Origin of the sequence: Defluviimonas salinarum (assembly GCF_026013545.1) — a bacterium.
Taxonomy (GTDB): Bacteria; Pseudomonadota; Alphaproteobacteria; order Rhodobacterales; family Rhodobacteraceae; genus Albidovulum; species Albidovulum salinarum.
The window spans coordinates 40,612-58,346 of sequence record NZ_JAPDOG010000011.1 but is presented as its reverse complement, the minus strand read 5'-3'; the positions used below and the strand labels follow the sequence as shown (position 1 = coordinate 58,346).

Below are 17,735 nucleotides of genomic sequence, written 5' to 3'. Positions count from 1 at the left end.
ACCGACAACCGGTTCGGAGTTTCATTGTCGCATTTCTGTGGAGGAACGGGCCGCCGGAGGTCCTACCTCGCGCCAGCCGGGAGCGCCACATCGGCGCCGGTCGCGCGAGAGCTCGAGAAGATCGCCGGCGCAAGCTCGACGCCGGTCGCGGTGAAGCGGATCCCGCATGCCCCCAGCGTCGCGACGAGACCCCGGACGATATTGGGATTGAGCCGCGTCAGCGGCCCGTCCTCCATCTTTGCAAGACTTCCAATGGCGATCCGCGCCCGGGCGCAGAGCTCCTTCTGGGTCATGCCGAGAAGGGCCCTCGCGGCCCGGATCTGGGCGGGGGTGACTCGGTCGATCTCTTCCATGGTCATAAGGTCAACCTCTTGCGGATTTTCATCATCTTGCGTGAAAATGCCCCTGGAAGGCGCCGTTGTCAAATTGTTTTTCGCACTTTTTCCAGCCCGCCCCCGCATCCGGTCACTCCGCCCCGGCGAGGACGCGATAGGCGTCGGTTACCTGCGTCAGGGTCTCGGCATTGCCGCCGGCGTCGGGATGCGCCGTCTTGACCGCCCTCACGTAGGCCGCGCGGATCTCTCGCCAGGTATGAGCCCGGTCCGGGTCGAGGCCGAGAATGCGCAAGGCAGCCACCCTGGGAGCCTGCGGAGCCCTTCGATTGCCGCCACCCCCGTGCCCGCCCGTCGTGCCACGGCTGGCCTCGCCGCGGAGGCGCTCGTTCAGGGCGCGGTTTTCCTGGCGCAGACGGGAGTTCTCGGCGATCAGCTCCTCGATGAGGCCGGCAGCCTCGTCGCGGAAAGCGCGCGTCTTGCGCGACTTCCTGGCCTGCATCGTCGGAAGCAGGAGGAGGAGCGAGATCAGGCCGAGGACGCCGATCAGGTCAGGCATGTGGTTGCTTTCTGGCCACCGAACGAAGGTAGTGACATGCGGAAACGAAACCGAGAGAAAACGGGTGTATATCAGCTTCTGGTAATGCTGGTTCTGGCGCCGGAGGCGCGCGATCGGTTTTCGAGCCCGTTCGGGGTGGCCAGGAGTTCGTAGATGCCCTGGGTCGGTGCGATCCAGACCGTGCCCGTGCCTTCGAAGACCTGCAAAAGCCCCTCCCCGGAGACCGAGGTCGCAAGCCAGGACTTCGAGGATTTTTCCACCCGGAATTCCACCTTTCCGGTGCGCATCAGCGCGAAATTGCCGTCCACCATCAGCCGCCCGTCCTTGAGTTCGAACTCTTGCAGCTCCGACATCGGGACCGGCGAGAAGAGTGCAACGATCCCGGTTCCGGTGATCCTGGTCTGGAAGAATCCCTCGCCGCCGAAGAGGCCCGCACCGAGGTTGCGGTTGATCTCGGCGCCGATCTGGAGCTCGCCGAGCCCGGCATAGAACATGCCCTTGTCGACGATCAGCGTCTCGTCCTCGAGCTCGGCGAGGATGAAATGGCCGTAGGTCGGCTCCAGCATTATGGTGCCGGTGCCGCGGATCTCGTTGACGAAGAGCGGCTCGCCGGTCGTCACACGCCTTGCCAGCGCCGAGACGATGCCGCCGCCGGTCGAGGCCACGATCTCGAGCTTGCCGTTCATGTAGTAGAGCGATCCGGGCTCGGTGCGCACCCGTCCGCGATTGAGCGTCACGCGGACCGATTTCAGCCGCATCTTCGCCTCGCGCAAGAAGAAGAGCTGTTCGGCGGTGCGGGCGTCGGATGAGCCCGCGAGATCGCCGTATTCCACCACCTCGATCTTGCCGCCCGGGGCAACCTTCTCGTCGATCGTGTTGAACTGCATACCGGCTCCCCTTGAAAACAAGGGAGAAGATAGCCGGTTTTCGCAACGATTACGCGCCCGACTCGCGCCTATCCACAGGTTCGGGAGGCGCCTGCGGGCTTCAGCGGGAGAAGCCTGGCGACGGGCCGCTCCCGCAGGATCGGTTTTGCCTCGGAGGTGGCGTGGATCACTTGCTCCCCGCCACCCAGCGCATACCCCAGCCGTAATGCGCGTCCATGATCTGATGGCCACGGAAGAACCGCATCTCGCGGGAGACCTTGATCCGGCCGCCCTCGTTCTCGAGCATGGCCACGGCGCACATGCCCTCGGATGCGCCGTACTCGTTCATCCGGATCTCGACCTCGGGCTGGTCGGGGATCAGGATGCGGATGGTGCCGTCGGTCTGGCGCCAGTTCGGCGCGCCGTCATAGATGTAGGCGAAGATCAGGACCCGGTTGAACTCGGCCCACATCTCGCCGTTGATCTCGAGCCATTCGCCGTCGCTGACCGCCCCGGTGCGGTCGTCGCCAAGGAGCTTGGCGTAGGGGAAGTAGCCGTAGTCGCCGAACGCGTTGCCGAGCGCCTGGACACAGATGCGTTTGCCGTAGCGGTCTTCGATGAAACAGCCGAGATCGAGGTCGACGGGCTTCGGTCCGAACATCTTCATGATGCCGCCGCCCGAGGGCTTCTGGTTCCAGTTCAGGTTGACGCGGATCTTTCCGAAACGGCCGCCGTCCTTCTTCAGGGAGACCGTGCGGGTCTCCTTGGTCAGCGAAACCTTGGAGAGGTTGATCCGCGGCGCTGCGGGCGCAGCGGCCGGCGCCGGAGGTGGCGCGGGCGGTGTCGGTGCCGGGCGCTCCGCGGCCGGTGCAGCTGTCGGAGCGGATGGCGCCGGGGCGGCGATCTCGACGCCGAGATGGGTGGCGAGCGCCGCGAGCCCGCCATTGAAGCCCTGCCCCACGATGCGGATCTTCCACTGGCCATTGCGCCGGTAGAGATCGGCGAGGATCAGCGCGGTCTCGGTCCGGCCCTGGCACGGGATCTGCCCGAGGACCTGTCCGCCCGAGCCGCCGAGGATGATCGCGATCTCGCGGACCGCGCCGAAATTCGCGCGGTTCTCGTGGATCGTTGCGGTGAAAACCACCTTCTCGATTTCTACCGGGATCCGGTTGAGATCGAGCGAGAACCGGGTCTCGCCGTTGGCGGTGCCGCCGAACGTCACCGCCCCGCCCGCCACCGAGGGCTGGCCGTAGAAGGCCATGTCGTGATCGCCACGCACCTTGCCGCTCGCGGTGACGAGAAAGCCCGAGACGTCGATCTCGGCGCCCGGGATGGAGCCGTGCTGCAGGACGAGCAGGTTGGTCGATGCGGGGACGGCCGTGTTCGCACCGGGGGTGAGCGTCGTGGTCATGTCGGTCCTCCTTGTCAGCGCAGGATGCCGGCGGCGGTCGCGGCCGCGATCCAGTCCTGGTATTCGGTCATCATCAGGTCGAACATCTCCTCATCGGAGGGCGCGGCCGGATCGGCGAGCTGGAAAAAGTCGGCATTGTCGACGGTGCGGCCGGTCAGGTCGTCGAGCTTCTCGAGGAATTCGAGGCGCTGCGCGGAGAAGAAGCCCTTCTCGATGAGGCCCATGAACTTCCAGAAGATCGGCTCGGCCGAGGCCGCGCGCAGCTCGCGCTCGGTCAGTGGCTTGTCCTCGGTGGCGCCGTCGGTGACGAACATGACATAGACCGGCAGACCCTCGGCATTGCCCTTCGCGTAGAAGGCCCGGATCGCCTGGATCGCCTTGCCGTAGCGGGTCCCGCCCTCGAGCCGGTATTGCCGGGAGATGTCGCGCACCAGCGCGCGGTAGCCATCGACGCCGACCGTCCCGAACTCATGCACGTTCTGGCCGAAAAGGAAGACGTCGATCTCGCCGTCATCGTCGAAGCGATAGCCGAGCGCCATGACGCGGGAAACCAGGACGTCGATCTTTCCGGAGCGGTAGAGCCGGTCCATCGAGCCCGAGATATCGAGGCAGAGGCAGACCTTGGCTCGGTCGCGGGTGATGCCCTTCTTCTCCAGCGAGACCTGGACCTTCTTCACCAGGGAGACGAGCTCGGGATCGCGCTTGGCGAGATCCACGAGCCGCTTCTCGAGGTTGACCTTCGGCGTGGCGGCCGGGGCCGGCGCGGATTCCTCCACGACGACGCCGAAATGCGGCGCGAGCGCGGCGAGCCCGCCATTGAAGCCCTGCCCCACCGCGCGCAGCTTCCACGTGCCGCCGCGGCGATAGATCTCGGCCAGGATCAGCGCGGTCTCGGTGCGGCCGGCGCAGGGAAGGACCGCCGCGGGCTGGCCCGAGCCGAGCTCGACCGTGATCGGCGGAAGCGCGTCGAACGTGGCCTTGTTCTCATGGATCGTCGCGGTGAAGACCACCTTCTCGATCTCGGCCGGCAGCGCGCCGGCATCGACGCTGAAGCGGGTCTCGCCGCCCGCGGAGGAAATGAGGCGGACGGCGCCGCCGGCCCCCTCGGCCTGGCCGTAAAAGACCATGTCGGCGTCGCCGCGCACCTTGCCGCTCGCGGTGACGAGGAAGGCCGAGACATCGAGATCGGCGCCCGCGATCGCGCCGTGCCGGATTGCGATCGAGAAGGCGGTTCCGGTCAGCGCGGCATTCGCGCCCGGCGTGAGATGCTGCATCTCAGTCTCCTTGGTTGTGGGAGGGCTCCCTGGCGGCCCGCGCGGGCTCGGGAAGCATGATGGGAGCGGCGGTTTCAAGCCCGGCGCCATAGGTCTCGTTCAGAGCCTCGATGCCCCGCATGAAGCCCTGGGCGAGCGCGCGGAAGCGGAAACCCTCGCCGCGGCGGTAGATCTCGCCGAGGATCAGGCTGCGTTCGGAGAATCCGGCGAAGGACAGCTCGAACCGGTGCTCATCCGCGCCGGAGCGCAGGGAAAGACGGCCCTGCCCGAGCGCGGCCATGGAACCGGCATGGACCGAGAGCACGACGAGAACCTTGGAAGCGGCGTCGGGAAGCCGCGAGAGCGTCACGACGATCTCGGGATCGCCCTGCGCGAGATTTCGGGCCCGGATCCCGGACGCCGAGCCGTTTCCATAGAAGACCGTCCGCCCCGGACTGAGCGCGCGACCGGCCGCATCGATCAGGATCGCGTGGATGACATGGCCCGCCCCGGGCCGATCGATCAGGATCGCGACCTCGTCTTCGGGCAGGTCCACATTCTGTCCGGGGCTGAGTTGCATGGGGGAACTCCCTCGTCCATTCGCGGAGGCGGCCCTCGGCCGCCCGCGGGAATGGACGGCCCGCCGGAGCGGGCCGTCACCTCCGGTCAGCCGAGGTTCACGCCATGGGCGGACGCGAGCGGTGCGAGACCGCCGGCGTAGCCCTGGCCCACCGCCTTGAACTTCCAGTCTTCGCCGTTCTTGTAGACTTCTCCAAAGATCATGGCGGACTCGGTGCCATAGTCCTCCGAGAGATCGTAGCGGACGATCTCGGCGCCGCCGGCCTGGTTGACGACGCGGATGAAGGCGTTCGACACCTGGCCGAAGGACTGCTTGCGGGCCTCTGCCTCGTGGATCGTCACCGCGAAGACCAGCTTCCTGACGTTGGCGGGGAGCCTGGCCAGGTCGACCTTGACCGCCTCGTCATCGCCGTCGCCCTGGCCGGTGCGGTTGTCGCCCTGGTGCTCGACCGCGCCGGCGGCGCCGACCTTGTTGTTGTAGAAGACGAAGTCGGCATCCGACATGATCTTGCCGTCCTCGCCGCAGATGAAGACCGAGGCGTCGAGGTCGAAGTCCGCGCCATCGGTGGCGCGGGCGTCCCAGCCGAGACCGACGGTGACGGCGGTGAGGCCGGGGGCCTCCTTGGAGAGCGACACGTTGCCGCCCTTGGAAAGCGATACGGGCATTTCAGGTTTCCTTTTTATGGATTGGACTGTCGGGAGCGCCCGCCCGGCTGTCTGCCCGGGCGGGCGTACGGATCAGATGTTGATGCCGAACTGGTGGCACATGGCCTGCAGGCCGCCGGAATAGCCCTGGCCCACCGCCTTGAACTTCCACTCGCCGTTGTGGCGGTAGACCTCTCCAAAGACCATGGCGGTCTCGGTCCCATAGTCCTCCGAGAGATCGTAGCGGACGACTTCCGCTCCGGTCATCTCGTTGATGATGCGGATGAAGGCATTGCCGACCTGGCCGAAGGACTGGCCGCGGATCTGCGCGTCATGGATCGTCACCGTCACCGCGAGGCGCTGGATGTCGGCCGGCACCTTCGAGAGATCGACCTTGACCTGCTCGTCGTCACCCTCTCCCTGGCCGTCGCGGTTGTCGCCGGTATGCGCGACCGAGCCGCAGGGCGAGGTCATCTGGTTGTAAAAGATGAAGTCCGCATCCGAGCGGACCTTGCCGGTGCCGTTCAGCATGAACAGCGAGGCGTCGAGGTCGAACTGCTGGCCGTCGGTCGCGCGCGGATCCCAGCCGAGGCCGATCACGAGCTTGCTCAGCGACGGATCGGTCTTGCTCAGCGACAGGTTGCCGCCCTTCGAGAGGGAAAGTGCCATGGGGTTTCCTTTCGGGTTCTATGGTTCGATTTTCGGTGATGACGGGCCCGAAGGCCCGTCAGAGATCGAAATCGCCGGGATTGAGGCCCAGTTCGCCGCAGATCGTGCGGATCACCGACTTTTCCGAGGGGGCGAAGTCGCCGTCCGCCGCGCCGATCGCACAGGCGACGCGCACCATGATGCGGGCCTGCTCGTCGTTGCCGCGGATACGGCCGATCACCTTCAGCGCCTCGGCGCGGCCGATCTCGACGTCGAACTCGAAGCTCGACGTGATCTTCCCGAAGAAGGCCACGACCTCGTCGGTCGCGAAGTGCTTGAGCTCGTCCGCGTTGCGGATGTAGCCCATCATCTTCTGCTTTTCCGCGCCGTCGATCGAGCCGTCGGCGGCGGCGACCAGCGCGCAGGAGGCGACGACCGCCTCCATGAAGCCGCGGTTGCGGAACTTCGCGACCTCGGCGGTCAGCGTGGCGCGCGCCTCGGCGCCCTTCGTCTTGAGCCAGCTCAGCATCTGCGCTTCCCTCAGATCACGCGGACGGCGTCAGCCGCCAGGTCCTTCACGGTGCGGCCGTTCGTCGGACGCCCGATCGCCGTCATCTCCCAGGCGCCGGAGGCGCGGGACAGGACCGCCATGATGGCCCCGGTATGGGCGCCCTTCTCGGCGAGATTGAAGCGGCAGAGCTCCGTGTTGCCACGGGCATCGACCAGCCGGCAGACGGCGTTCTCGACCTTGTCGAAGGTCTGGCCGAGGAAGCTGTTGACCGTGAAGACCATGTGCATCGCGCTGGCCGGCAGGGCCGAGAGATCGATCGAGATGGTCTCGTCGTCCCCGTCGCCGTCGCCGGTGCGGTTGTCGCCCGAATGGCGGATCGCGCCGCCCATGCCGGTCAGCTGACGGAACCAGACGGTGTCGAGAACCTGCTTGCCCGCGTCAAAGACGATGACCGAGGCGTCGAGGTCGATATCCTCGACGGCGCCACCACCGAAGACCTTGCCGAAGAAGCCGCCGGATTTCGGCTTCGCCGCATCCCAGCCCAACCCCATGCTGACCCGGGACAGCCCGGCATTCTTCGCCAGGGAAAGCTGCTGGCCTTTTGCGAGAGTGATGCTCATTAAAGTCTGCTCCTCGTTGATCGTTGAGATTGCTTTACGATATATTTTTTCACAAAATTCCCGCAAGAGGGAAATGAGAAAAAGTGTGTATTTATTCTCCGCCGGCGGCACACCTGAGCGCTGTCTCTCCATTCTCGACGAGGGCCAGGCCGCGGACCCCCCAGATTTCGGCGCGTGCGAGCATCCGCCGCGCCCATGCGCCGTGGGTTGCCGGCTCGCACATCACGCCGCCGACCTGGAAGACCGCGGCGGCGCTGGTATCAAGGATACCCTTGGCAACGTCGATATCCCTGCGGTCGACCTTCAGCGCCTCGTGGATGATCGGAACCTGGCAGGGATGGATCGCGGTCTTGCCGATGAACCCGCGCTCGATGTCCATCGCGACTTCCGCCCCGAGGGTGTCGAGGTCCTGGATGATGTCGAAGACCGGGGCGGCGACCGGGTAGCCGTGCGACATGAGCTGCGAGCTCACCATGTTCAGGACGTAGCCGAGCGGGCCGTCGTGAGAGATGCGGCCGCCGGTCCGCCGCAGCCCGAGCGTGTTCAGAAGGTCGTTGCCGCCGAGGCGCACCGCGACGATCTGCTCCCTGCCGGCGGCATCGAACATGGAGCGGACCTGGCTCACGTAGAAAGGATCGAAATACTCCGCCGTCTCGAGTGTCGGCATGAGCGCGATGCCCCGCTCCCGCGAGAGCGCGAACCAGTCCGGGCCGTTCCCGAGGGTCAGTTTCGGGACGATCATCCCCGACACGGTCTCGATCCCGTCCATGTCGGCGATGCGCCGCGCCATGCCGAGGTCCCGCGGGCGGACGAAGACCATTGTCCTTTGCCGCGGGTCGCCGCCCGCGCGGCGCTCGAGGAGGCTCAGCCTCAGGGACTCCAGCCCGCGGGCGATGTCGTTCGCGTGGAGCGCGTCCTCAAGGCAGATCACGACCGATCCGGCCCCGTGCAGGTCTTCACCCAGGAGGGCGCGGCGCGCATGTGGGTTGATCGCGGGCATGTAGAGCGTGGCGCCAAGGTGGAGGGCGCGGCGGGTCAGGTCGAGGTGCATCATCGCGGTCAAGCCTTGGAGATGAGGGTGATGGCCCGGTAGGGGCCGGTGAGACCTGGATCCACGGTGTGTGGGATGCGTCCGGCCTCGCAAAGATGGATCAGCGCGGCAAGATCGCTGTCGTCACGCGCCCGGAGCAGGACCCGCTCCGGCGCGCGGCGCAGGACCGCGCGGGTCGCCTCGGCGATTCCGGGCTTGACCCTATTGGCATTCGTGATTCCGAATTTCACCATGATCGAGGCGACATGATCCTGCGCCGCTTGGCGCTGGGGATTGTCCGCCAGGTCCCCGGTCCCGCTCCGCCTGGCGCGGCCCTTCCCGGCCCCGATGGCGCGCATCAGCCCGTGGATGTCATCCACGAAGGCCCGCGAGAAGTCGATATCGGCGAGATGGGTGACCGGAACATATCCGTGGAAGTCCGCCGGGCCGATCAGCCCGGAATTCAGGATCGAGCGGGAGATGAGCCCTGAGATGTTGGCGCCAAGGATACCCGACGGGATAAGCCAGTCCTCGTGGGAGCCCGAAAGGTCGGCCTCACCGCAAGGATCGGCGAGGACCACGAGGATCGGGTCGCGGCCGGTTTCCCCGCGCCAGGAACGGCGAAGCTCGCGGGCAATGGCGCCCTTGCCGGTCCATCCGTCGACGAAGAGGATGCCGGCCGGATCGCGGAGCGCCATGACATGGCGCATGGCGTTCATGTCGAGGCCGCGGTCGCGGATGATCGAGACCCCGAAATGGGCGACATCGACGCCCGCATCGGCGAGTTCCCGGCGCAGCAGGACGCCGAGCGGCGCGCCGGCGCGCACCAGCGAGCAGAGTGTCACCTGCGGTGGGAGGTCTCCCCCGGCGATCATTTCCCGGATCGTCGCACCGATCGCCGCGACCTCGCGGGCGATGCGCTCGCGGCCGTCCGCCCAGGCCTGGCGGAAGATCGCGAGATAGCGCGCATCCGGACGCGCCTCCTCGGAGATCATCTCGGAGTAGTGGCGGTTCCCGGACTGGATCGCGGCCTCCTTGGCCCCGACCGGGGTCGGGGCAAGCGCCACCTCCTTGAGCAGGAAGGTGATGTCGTCCTCTTCATAACTTCCGGAAAAACCAGGAACATGGATCTTGGAATGCTTCATCGCGTCAGTCTCCGGATCTCGAAAAGAGCTTGCTGGAATTCTGGGTCCCGGAAGGGACGATCATCATGTCGCAGAGCTCCATGAAGGGCAGGTCGGAGGCGGAGTCGCCGGCGCCGATCAGCGGACGCCCGGAGAGATCGGCACGGGTGGCGAGGAGATGCTCGACCGCCGCGCGCTTCGACACGCCGCCAGGCACGAAGGCGAGGTTGTTGCCGTTCAGGTGAAGTGCCACGCGACTGGCCGCGGCAAGACCCTCGCAAAGCGCCCGGGCCTTGCCGAGAATGGCCTCGACGCCCGCCGGCGTCTCGTCGTTGGACTTGGCCGTCATGCCGACCAGGACACCGTCATGCAGGTGGTCATGGATCCGCAGGTCGGCGCCGGACGCCATCATGCGGGCCCGAAGTTCTGTCAGCGCCGGAGCGGCGAGATCGCAGTGGCCGCGCACCCGCGCGCTCCAGGCGAGATCCTCGGAACCATCCGCGCCGATGATCAGCGCGCCGTTCGACAGGACCGCACCCGAGACGAAGGTCTCGAGATGAACCCGGGCGTAAGCGTCGAGGCTCCGGGCGGTCACCGGGACGAGGGTTGCGCCATTGGCGAGCCAGTCGAGGATCGCCTGACGCCTGCCGCAAAGATAGGAATGGTTTCCGTTCTTCGCGGTCGTGACCCTGCGCAGTGAGGCCGGGTCGCGGCCCGCGTAGTTCTTCAGGGTCGTGAAGAGCGTGTCGTCGAGATCTGCAAGGATTACGGGTGTCATGCTGTCAGTTTCCCCTGACGAAAATTCAGGCAGTTCCCGGACGGGGTCACCGCGGTGAAGGTGCCGAGTGCGGCGGCGAGGCGCGGGTCGATCCCGCGCGCATCCTCGCGCTCGATCATCACGAGGATCATCCCCCATTCGTCCGGATCGACATTGTGCAGATACATCGGGATGCCGAGACCATAGTGATCCGAGAAGACGATCTTGTGACGGATCGTCTCGCCCTGGAGCACCGGCGAGCGGGTCGTGGCCAGAAAGCCGGTCTCGAAGCCGAGCCTCTCGATCTCCTCGGCCATGCGGAACGGATGCCAGACGTTCTCTCCGGTTCCGATGACGAGGACCCGCTCGGTATTGCCATCCCGGCAGAGCGCGCGCTCGAGGATCGGGCCGGCCTCGACCGGGGTCGCGCCGTCAAGGCCGCGGCGCCAGCCGCCGATCCCCGCGGGGATGCCCTCGACGTCGAGAGCCGGCGCCAGGGACGGGATCTCGTGTTTCGCGGCGCCTTCGGCGGCGATCCAGTTCCAGGATCCTCTCGCCAGGCTCACGGCGGAGATGGCCTCGAGCGGCAGGCCGGAGGTTTCGGAGACCAGCGCCCGCGCCTTGCCGCCCGACCAGTCGGTCAGCGTGACGATGCAGATCCGCTCGAACGGCCAGCGGCCGGCCGCGCGCATCGAGCGGATCAGGTTGGCGAAGGTCGCGCCGGTCGTCACCTCGTCGTCGACAAGGACGAGCGTGCGGGCGGTGTCGCGCAGATGCGCGACGGCCGGATCGGACGGCTCGAGGACATGATGGGCCATGGCATGGCTGTGATCCTCCGAGAAGGAGAACCAGACCGGATCGTCTCCGGGATGCCGGGTGGAGGGCAGGAAGGCGGCATCCGTCATCCCGGAAAGCGCCAGAATGGCGTCATGGACCCCGGCGCCAAGGCCGATCGCGGTTTCCGCGAACCCCATGACGAGCATCCCGCCCGCGGTTCCGGAAGCGCGGATCACGCCGCGGGCGAGCCGATCCAGGGCCTGGCGGTGGAGCGAGGGCGCGACCGGGATGTGGCGGCCGAGGATCCGGGACACGAAGAGGAAGGCGCGCTTGGGGTTCTGACGCTCGGCCAGGCGAAGCATCTCCTCCACCGGCATCTCCGCCTCGTCGATGGTGAGATGCATGGCGCCGCCGGAGAGCGCGTAGACATTCGTCTGCGGCAGGCCGCGGAGCGGCGCGATGCGGGAGTCCTGGAGTGTCATTGGAGAGTCCTGGGTGCGGTAATAATTTTTCACATACTGCACGATGCGAAAAACCGGCGCAACAGGAAAATCAGAATTCGATCGTGCAACCCTCGCGGTCCCTCGCCGGAGCGATGACCTCGCCCGGGACCGCCAGGGCGCCGGAGGCGTGACGTGCCGGCGCGCGGCCGTAGGCATATTCGGCGCTCTTGTGGTGGTCCTCGACGATCTCCCAGGCCAGGACCTCGCGCATCTCCGCGTCGAGCGCGCGGCCGTCCTCCCCGATGATCCGGACCGGCCGGCCGTCCGGGGAAACCACCCTGATGCCGTCATAAATCATCTGGCCCCTGCAGGCCGGCACCTGGCTCGGCTTCAAGAGGATGTGGATCTCGAAGGAGGATTCCGGCCCCGCGCTGAAGACATCCGTCTCCCCGCCCGCGCTGATCCGCGTTTCCCGGAAATCGAAGTCCGCGCTGCGGATATCCTCTTCTCGAACCACGTCGGCCTCCTTCCGGTCCTGTCATGTGCAATCTATCCGAGTCTGCGAAAATCGCGAATGAAAACGCGAAGGCCGCGCCACGGATCGCGGCAGTCCCGCCGTAACGGCCGTAACGCCGTCGTTACGGTCGCGTTACGCCGTCAAGTCGCTGTATTTATTCATCTATTTGTATGTATGTAACAGTGTAACAGGAATATAGAGATATATATCTTTAGGGTCTTTTCCCTTCTTCCGGAGACAGATTCCTATCCTGATATTTTCTTCTCCAGCGTTACGCTTGTTACGGCGTAACATTTCATCTTCATCTTTCATTATCAAAGGTTTAGCCGTAACGCGACCGTTACGGCGCAGCCGGCTTCCGTTACGGCGCAGCCGCCCCCGTGATCCAGCCCCGGGATTTCTCTTGGCCTGGCGGGTCGGAATATGCGAAAAACCGACAACGATCTGCCATTACCGCACGGAGTCCTCATGATGCGCCTGCCCCTGCTTCTTGCAACGACCGCTCTTTGGGCCTTTCCGGCCCTCGCAGAGAGCGCCCCGGTCCGCAGAGTGACCCTTTACGATGCGGGTCTTGCCGAGATCTCGCGCGAGGCTGATGACCTGTCCGGGATGACGCTGCGGATTCCGCTCCGGGACGTCAACGACCTCCTGAAGTCGCTCACCCTGCGCGGCGCCGGCATTACCGGCGCCCGGATCCTGCTCGATGGGGAATCCCCGGTCGAGGACGCCTTCTCCTCGCTTCCGATCCCCCCGGACCGGATCGGCGATGTGGAAGCGCTTCTCGCCGCCATTCCCGGAACCCGCGTGCGGGTGACCCCGCAAGGCGGGGCATCCCTCGAGGGACAGGTGATGGGGATCGTCCACCCGGCCGGTTGCGGCGAGGCGCCCTGCCCGGCGCTCCTGGCCCTCAAGACCGAAGGGGGCTCGATCCGGCGCATCGAGATCCTGCCCGCGAGCGAGATCGCCATTCTCGACACGGCGGTCGACGCCGCGCTCTCGCGCGGTCTCGCGGCGCTTCATGGTGCGGCTTCCGGGGATGTCCGCGACATCCGCGTCGAGATCGACGGTGCGGGGGCCGCCGAGCTCAGCTACGTGATCGCGGCCCCGGCCTGGAAGACCGCCTACCGGGCCGTGCTTTCCGGAACCGGCGCGGTCGATCTGCAGGCCTGGGCTGTCATCGAGAACGCGACCGGCGAAGATTGGGAGGATGTCGGTCTGACGCTGAGCGCAGGCAGCCCGAGGACGCTGCGCTCCGATCTTCATGGGCGCAGCTGGCGGTTCCGGGAAGAGCTTGTGCAGAACCAGCCGGAGGAACGGCTCGCGAAATTCGGCGATGTGATGGCCAGCTTCGCCCAGATGGACGGCGCGGCGATGGAGATGGAGGCGCCGATGGCGGCCCGGGCGATGGCCGCGCCAGCCCCGATCGCGGCCGATGCGGCGGCCTCGGAATCCGTGGCTGAATCGCGCTTTACCTTCCCGGACCCGGTCGACCTTCCCGCCGGCAAGATGATCTCCCTGCCCTTCCTTGCCGGCAGTATGGAGGCCCGCCACCTCTCGGTATGGAGAGGTGGCCTTTCCGACCGGAGCGGCCATCCGAGCCTCGTGCTCGAGATCGACAACGACCTGCCGGTACGCCTCCCGGCAGGGATCATGACCGTGGAGGATGCCGCGACCGGCTACGTTGGCGACGCCATCTTCCCGTTGCTCGCTCCCGGAGATGGCCGCGCGGTCGCCTTCGGCGAGGACGCGAAGGTCCGGGTCGACGAGAAGGTCTCACTTTCCCGGAACGAGCGAAGCCTCAGTGTCTCGCAGGGCAGCCTCCTGATCCGCGACCAGGAGGTCCGGTCTGTCGAATACCGGATCTCGTTCCTGTCCGGGGAAGAGCGCGATCTTGCGATCGAGCATCCGCTCGCGGCCGGTTGGTCGGTGACCGCCACCGAGGGCGCCCCTTCGCCGCGCGAGACCCGTGACGCTTACGGGCAGCCGCTCCTCGCCTTCGATATCCGTGCCGCGGATGGCGCAGACCAGGTGGTCCGCATCGAGGAGGCCAGCCCCTACGATCTCGCCTACGTCATCGCCGATCTCTCGGCCGAGGACATCCTGGCCTGGAGCGGGCGAGAGATGACGGGCGAGACCCGGGCCTATCTCGAACGCGCGGCCGGCCTGAAACAGGAAGCCGTGGCGATGGGGCGCGAGATCGAGGCGCAGGGCGCTCTTCGCGCACGCCTCGTCACCGATCAGGAGCGGTTCCGGACAATGCTCGGCTCGCTGCAGAAGGGCTCGGAGGCGCATCAGCGGTTCCTGACCTCGCTCCTTGCCAGGGAGGACGAGATCGGCGCGGCCGATCGGCGTATCGCCGAACTGAGCGGCGCGCTTGCCGCGGCAAGGAAAGCTCTGTCCGACCACCTTTCCTCGCGCTGATCAGGACACAGGCGCCTCGTCTGGTTCCGGGTTAACATCTTCCCCGACCTGAAGGACGGGGTCTCCCGGGCGTTTTGATGAAGGGACGCCGGGGGTGGCGGCCAGGCCACCCTTGCGGCGGGCGGGAAGAAATCGCCACCGGCATCGCCGCTGTCCACAGCAGGGAACAAGAACCATCTTTCCGAAGAATGATTTTCGCATTATCATCCGGGACACCTCGAAGTCCGGGCAGCGTCTCCGGATCTTCCGGTCAACGACTTTTGGAGAGCAGATCACGTGACCAAACGCATTTCCCCGATCCAGCTTGCCGTCCTCCAGCGCCTGATGGAGACCGTCGCCCCGGATGCCCGCCTCGCGGTCCCGCAATTCGCCGATCTCGCGACCTCGCAATGGGGTCGCGAGGAATGGGCGATCACGCCCCTGAAGGCGCTCGGAAAGGCCGGGCTCGCGGAGCGCACCCCGGTCAAGGTCGGCAAGGCCTCGACCTGGCGCATCACCACGGCCGGCGTCGAGATGATGATGCGGGAGTTGCAGGCCGCGTAAGGCGCGCCCCGCGAATGCCAATCCCGCCGTCCCGGACCCGCGCAGGATGCCAGGCGGCCAAAACCGGAGACCCGCCATGCGGATGCCTCACTGCGCGGTCTTTCGCCGCGATACGATTTCCTACGTGATCGTGCTGCCCGAGGATATTCCGGAGGGCGGCTTCCCGGTCCACCTGAGGGCGGATGTCCGGGTCGACGAGGACGCCGTCCGGATGGAGTTCATCGACCGCCCGGGAGAGGGCATCCAGGTCGATCGCGAGGCGGAGGCGGATCTGCGGGACTCGATGCGGTTGTTCATCTTCGTCTCCGACCCCGCCTCGCGTGGTCTTGTCGCCGAGATCCTGCCGGTCTGGGCCTGATCGCGGATCAGTTCATCCGCGGGGAATCGTCCTCGGCTTCGAGCTGGACGGTCTGGAAGTCTGCCGCCGCCTGGACCGCCTCGAACTTCGCCGACATCAGGCCGGCAAGTACCGAGACACCGCGGGTCTCGACGGGATCGCCGAGGCTCATCTCCCTGAGCGCCGCCGCCATCCGGGCCGCGCGGTCGGGGTCGAGCCCCCTCGTGTGGAGCGATATCATGGTTTGTCTTCTCCTTTCTGCTCACCTCCATCCCCAGGTAGCACATGATTAAGAAAAACGATATTCGACTGTGTGAAAAAAGAAACGCATTTGAATTTTCTCATAACTGCCTATCCTTCAATCGAAGACAAGCGGAGGTGTCCCATGGAGGCCGGCTGGACCAGACTTGAAGGCGGCGACCTCTGGGGCGCCGCGCGGGCGGCACATGAGGCCGACACGCATCGGCGCTACCACGCCTTTGCCCATCCCCTGGCGATGTATCGCCATGCCGCGGAGACCTTCGGTTTTTCCTACGATCGCCATCTCGACCGGGCGATCCTCACCCATGACGTGGTCCATGATGGCGGCCCCGATGTCGAGCTGCGCTCCGCCCTCTGGCTCCGGAAACGTCTCGACACCCCGGACCCCGAGGCGGAGGCGATGATCCGGGCAACCATCGATCACGTCCCGGGTCGCGACAACCGGATCATCCTTCTCGACCTTGCGGATTTCATGTTCCCGGAGGTGCGGCGCGAGAATACCCGCCTCCTGGCCGAGGAGGCGCGGCTGCTCCACGGATGGGACGGCTCCGCCTTCGCGGACCGCTCCGCCGCTCATCTCGACCGGCTCGAGGTCCGGATCCGGGATGGCATTCCCGGGATCGACAGCCCCCGCGAGCGCGAATGGTTCGCCGCGATCGCCGAGGGCATCCGCGCGGCGGCACGCGACCTGCGCGCCCCCTGCCCCTCCTCCCCGGACTTCTGAGGTTTTAGATGGCACGCTTCCTGTTCTGGAGTGATCTCCACTGCGAGTTCGCCCCCTTCGAGATCCCGGTTCCGGGTTGCCAGCCCGGCGCCACGCCGGGCGCGCCGGCGCGCGAGGAGATCGACGCGATCCTCCTTCCCGGAGACATCGACACCAGGGGACGGCATGTCAGCCAGATGATCTGCATCTGGGATCTCTGGCGCGTACCGGTTCTTGCCGTACCCGGAAACCATGAACCCTACGGCGCCAAGCGCTACCAGAAGCACGAGGCCGAGGAGCGCACCCGCATCGCCGATGCGCGCGCCCTGGGGGTCGATATCGATGTCCTGCGCCGCGGCCTGCGGGTCATCGGCGACACAAGGGTAATCGGCGCGACCCTTTGGACCGATATGCGGCTTCACCCGGAATTCGCGAGCGGCGCACAGATCGCGATCGGAGCCGAGATGAACGACTACGATCAGATCAAGTGGTTCGACGAGGCAAAACGTGTCTATCGCAAGATGATCCCGGCCGACACGATTGCGATGCACAGTGCCGACAAGGCCTATATCCTCGACCGCCTTGCAGAGCCCTTCGATGGCCGGACGCTCGTCATGACCCATCACCTGCCGGTGCGTCAGGCCTTGGCCCGCCACCGCCAGGACCGGCGAAATCCGGTTGACGGGGCTTATGCCTCCGATCTCTGGCACACGGTCGGTGCGTTCCGGATCGACGCCTGGATCCACGGCCATTCCCACGATGCCGAGGAGGTGCGTCTCGAGGGCGCGGAGGGGCCGGTGGCCTTCCTGTCGAACATGCGCGGCTATCCCGGAGAGGCCACCCGCTTCGACCCGCTGCGCGTCCTCGACAGCGCAGCGCCCTGGCCCGCGCTTGCGGAGGAGGCCCCGGCATTCGCCTGATCCCGGGTTTTGGGCCTGGAGAGACTTCTATCCTCTCCAGGCCGCAACCCCGCGAGGGCCTGCGCTGCAGGATCCGGCATCAGTCGGGCGAGAAGGTGGCATCGGCGCTTTTCATGATCTCGGCCAGGCCGTCGATGGCCTGGCCCGGCGCATCGACGGCGTCCCGGAGGGCCTTGAAGGCCTCGTCAGGGAGGACCGTCTCCTCCGTGCTTCCGGGCCGCATGCGGCAGTCCGGGCAGGGCGCGGGCGATCCCCCGTGCAGGCCGGGGCTGCGCAGGACGATGCCGCGGTCGTTGCAGGTCTTGCATCCCATGGGTGTCTCCTTTCGGGCGCCGGGCGAACTGTCGAGAGACGTTCCGTCCGGCTCTGATATCGGTCGATCTGCCTTCCGAAAAACTATCACATCAAGTATATTCGCATTCGTGACGAAGCTCAAGGCGACCCCTTGTCCGGTTCTGGCCGACGCCTGTGCGGGAGG

22 protein-coding genes are annotated in these 17,735 nt (G+C 66.3%); 5 read left to right on the top strand and 17 right to left on the bottom strand.

Annotation, left to right across the window (positions count from 1 at the left end):
• Positions 1-62 precede the first annotated feature (62 nt).
• The 15 genes from OM960_RS13225 to OM960_RS13155 form a co-directional block, all read right to left on the bottom strand.
• Positions 63-353 (bottom strand): helix-turn-helix domain-containing protein, encoded by a 291-nt coding sequence (locus tag OM960_RS13225; protein ID WP_264772273.1) that lies wholly within the window; start codon positions 351-353, stop codon positions 63-65.
• 112 nt (positions 354-465) lie between these two features.
• Positions 466-891 (bottom strand): J domain-containing protein, encoded by a 426-nt coding sequence (locus OM960_RS13220; RefSeq protein ID WP_264772272.1) that lies wholly within the window; start codon positions 889-891, stop codon positions 466-468.
• Positions 892-962: 71 nt separating this feature from the next.
• Complete coding sequence (locus tag OM960_RS13215) at positions 963-1,778, bottom strand: AIM24 family protein (protein WP_264772271.1); 816 nt, start codon at positions 1,776-1,778, stop codon at positions 963-965.
• Between the two features lie 166 nt (positions 1,779-1,944).
• On the bottom strand, positions 1,945-3,168 hold the full coding sequence (locus OM960_RS13210) for a TerD family protein (protein ID WP_264772270.1): 1,224 nt from the start codon (positions 3,166-3,168) through the stop codon (positions 1,945-1,947).
• 14 nt (positions 3,169-3,182) lie between these two features.
• Positions 3,183-4,442, bottom strand: a complete 1,260-nt coding sequence (locus OM960_RS13205; protein WP_264772269.1) for a VWA domain-containing protein — start codon at positions 4,440-4,442, stop codon at positions 3,183-3,185.
• Between the two features lies 1 nt (position 4,443).
• Positions 4,444-5,001, bottom strand: coding sequence for a TerD family protein (locus OM960_RS13200; RefSeq protein WP_264772268.1), 558 nt, complete (start codon positions 4,999-5,001; stop codon positions 4,444-4,446).
• An 86-nt stretch (positions 5,002-5,087) separates the two neighbouring features.
• On the bottom strand, positions 5,088-5,666 hold the full coding sequence (locus tag OM960_RS13195; protein WP_264772267.1) for a TerD family protein: 579 nt from the start codon (positions 5,664-5,666) through the stop codon (positions 5,088-5,090).
• 72 nt (positions 5,667-5,738) lie between these two features.
• The gene (locus OM960_RS13190) at positions 5,739-6,314 is read right to left on the bottom strand and encodes a TerD family protein (RefSeq protein ID WP_264772266.1); all 576 of its coding nucleotides are present in this window, start codon (positions 6,312-6,314) and stop codon (positions 5,739-5,741) included.
• Between the two features lie 58 nt (positions 6,315-6,372).
• Positions 6,373-6,822 (bottom strand): tellurite resistance TerB family protein, encoded by a 450-nt coding sequence (locus OM960_RS13185; RefSeq protein WP_264772265.1) that lies wholly within the window; start codon positions 6,820-6,822, stop codon positions 6,373-6,375.
• Positions 6,823-6,833: 11 nt separating this feature from the next.
• Positions 6,834-7,424: a TerD family protein gene (locus tag OM960_RS13180; protein WP_264772264.1), complete on the bottom strand. Its 591-nt coding sequence runs from the start codon at positions 7,422-7,424 to the stop codon at positions 6,834-6,836.
• 91 nt (positions 7,425-7,515) lie between these two features.
• Positions 7,516-8,478, bottom strand: coding sequence for an HpcH/HpaI aldolase/citrate lyase family protein (locus tag OM960_RS13175; protein ID WP_264772263.1), 963 nt, complete (start codon positions 8,476-8,478; stop codon positions 7,516-7,518).
• A gap of 5 nt (positions 8,479-8,483) precedes the next feature.
• Positions 8,484-9,599: a cysteine protease StiP domain-containing protein gene (locus OM960_RS13170; protein ID WP_264772262.1), complete on the bottom strand. Its 1,116-nt coding sequence runs from the start codon at positions 9,597-9,599 to the stop codon at positions 8,484-8,486.
• 4 nt (positions 9,600-9,603) lie between these two features.
• On the bottom strand, positions 9,604-10,356 hold the full coding sequence (locus OM960_RS13165) for an HAD family hydrolase (protein ID WP_264772261.1): 753 nt from the start codon (positions 10,354-10,356) through the stop codon (positions 9,604-9,606).
• The gene (locus OM960_RS13160; RefSeq protein ID WP_264772260.1) at positions 10,353-11,594 is read right to left on the bottom strand and encodes a phosphoribosyltransferase domain-containing protein; all 1,242 of its coding nucleotides are present in this window, start codon (positions 11,592-11,594) and stop codon (positions 10,353-10,355) included. Before OM960_RS13160 ends, OM960_RS13165 begins: the two co-directional genes overlap by 4 nt.
• Before the next feature lie 70 nt (positions 11,595-11,664).
• Positions 11,665-12,072 (bottom strand): hypothetical protein, encoded by a 408-nt coding sequence (locus tag OM960_RS13155; protein WP_264772259.1) that lies wholly within the window; start codon positions 12,070-12,072, stop codon positions 11,665-11,667.
• A gap of 471 nt (positions 12,073-12,543) precedes the next feature.
• On the opposite strand from OM960_RS13155, the gene OM960_RS13150 reads away from it, so the two are divergent.
• The 3 genes from OM960_RS13150 to OM960_RS13140 all read left to right on the top strand — a co-directional run bounded on the left by OM960_RS13150 (position 12,544) and on the right by OM960_RS13140 (position 15,394).
• Entirely contained in the window at positions 12,544-14,493 is a 1,950-nt protein-coding gene (locus OM960_RS13150) for a DUF4139 domain-containing protein (RefSeq protein ID WP_264772258.1), read from the top strand.
• 276 nt (positions 14,494-14,769) lie between these two features.
• Complete coding sequence (locus OM960_RS13145; RefSeq protein ID WP_264772257.1) at positions 14,770-15,036, top strand: hypothetical protein; 267 nt, start codon at positions 14,770-14,772, stop codon at positions 15,034-15,036.
• A 76-nt stretch (positions 15,037-15,112) separates the two neighbouring features.
• Positions 15,113-15,394 carry a hypothetical protein gene (locus tag OM960_RS13140; RefSeq protein WP_264772256.1) on the top strand — a complete coding sequence of 94 codons (282 nt, stop codon included), beginning with the start codon at positions 15,113-15,115 and terminating at the stop codon, positions 15,392-15,394.
• A gap of 7 nt (positions 15,395-15,401) precedes the next feature.
• Here OM960_RS13140 and OM960_RS13135 read toward each other — a convergent pair whose 3' ends face one another.
• Complete coding sequence (locus OM960_RS13135; RefSeq protein ID WP_264772255.1) at positions 15,402-15,614, bottom strand: hypothetical protein; 213 nt, start codon at positions 15,612-15,614, stop codon at positions 15,402-15,404.
• Positions 15,615-15,758: 144 nt separating this feature from the next.
• On the opposite strand from OM960_RS13135, the gene OM960_RS13130 reads away from it, so the two are divergent.
• Entirely contained in the window at positions 15,759-16,358 is a 600-nt protein-coding gene (locus tag OM960_RS13130; RefSeq protein WP_264772254.1) for a hypothetical protein, read from the top strand.
• 8 nt (positions 16,359-16,366) lie between these two features.
• Positions 16,367-17,257, top strand: a complete 891-nt coding sequence (locus OM960_RS13125; protein WP_264772253.1) for a metallophosphoesterase — start codon at positions 16,367-16,369, stop codon at positions 17,255-17,257.
• 79 nt (positions 17,258-17,336) lie between these two features.
• Here OM960_RS13125 and OM960_RS13120 read toward each other — a convergent pair whose 3' ends face one another.
• Positions 17,337-17,570 (bottom strand): hypothetical protein, encoded by a 234-nt coding sequence (locus OM960_RS13120; RefSeq protein WP_264772252.1) that lies wholly within the window; start codon positions 17,568-17,570, stop codon positions 17,337-17,339.
• Positions 17,571-17,735 lie beyond the last annotated feature (165 nt).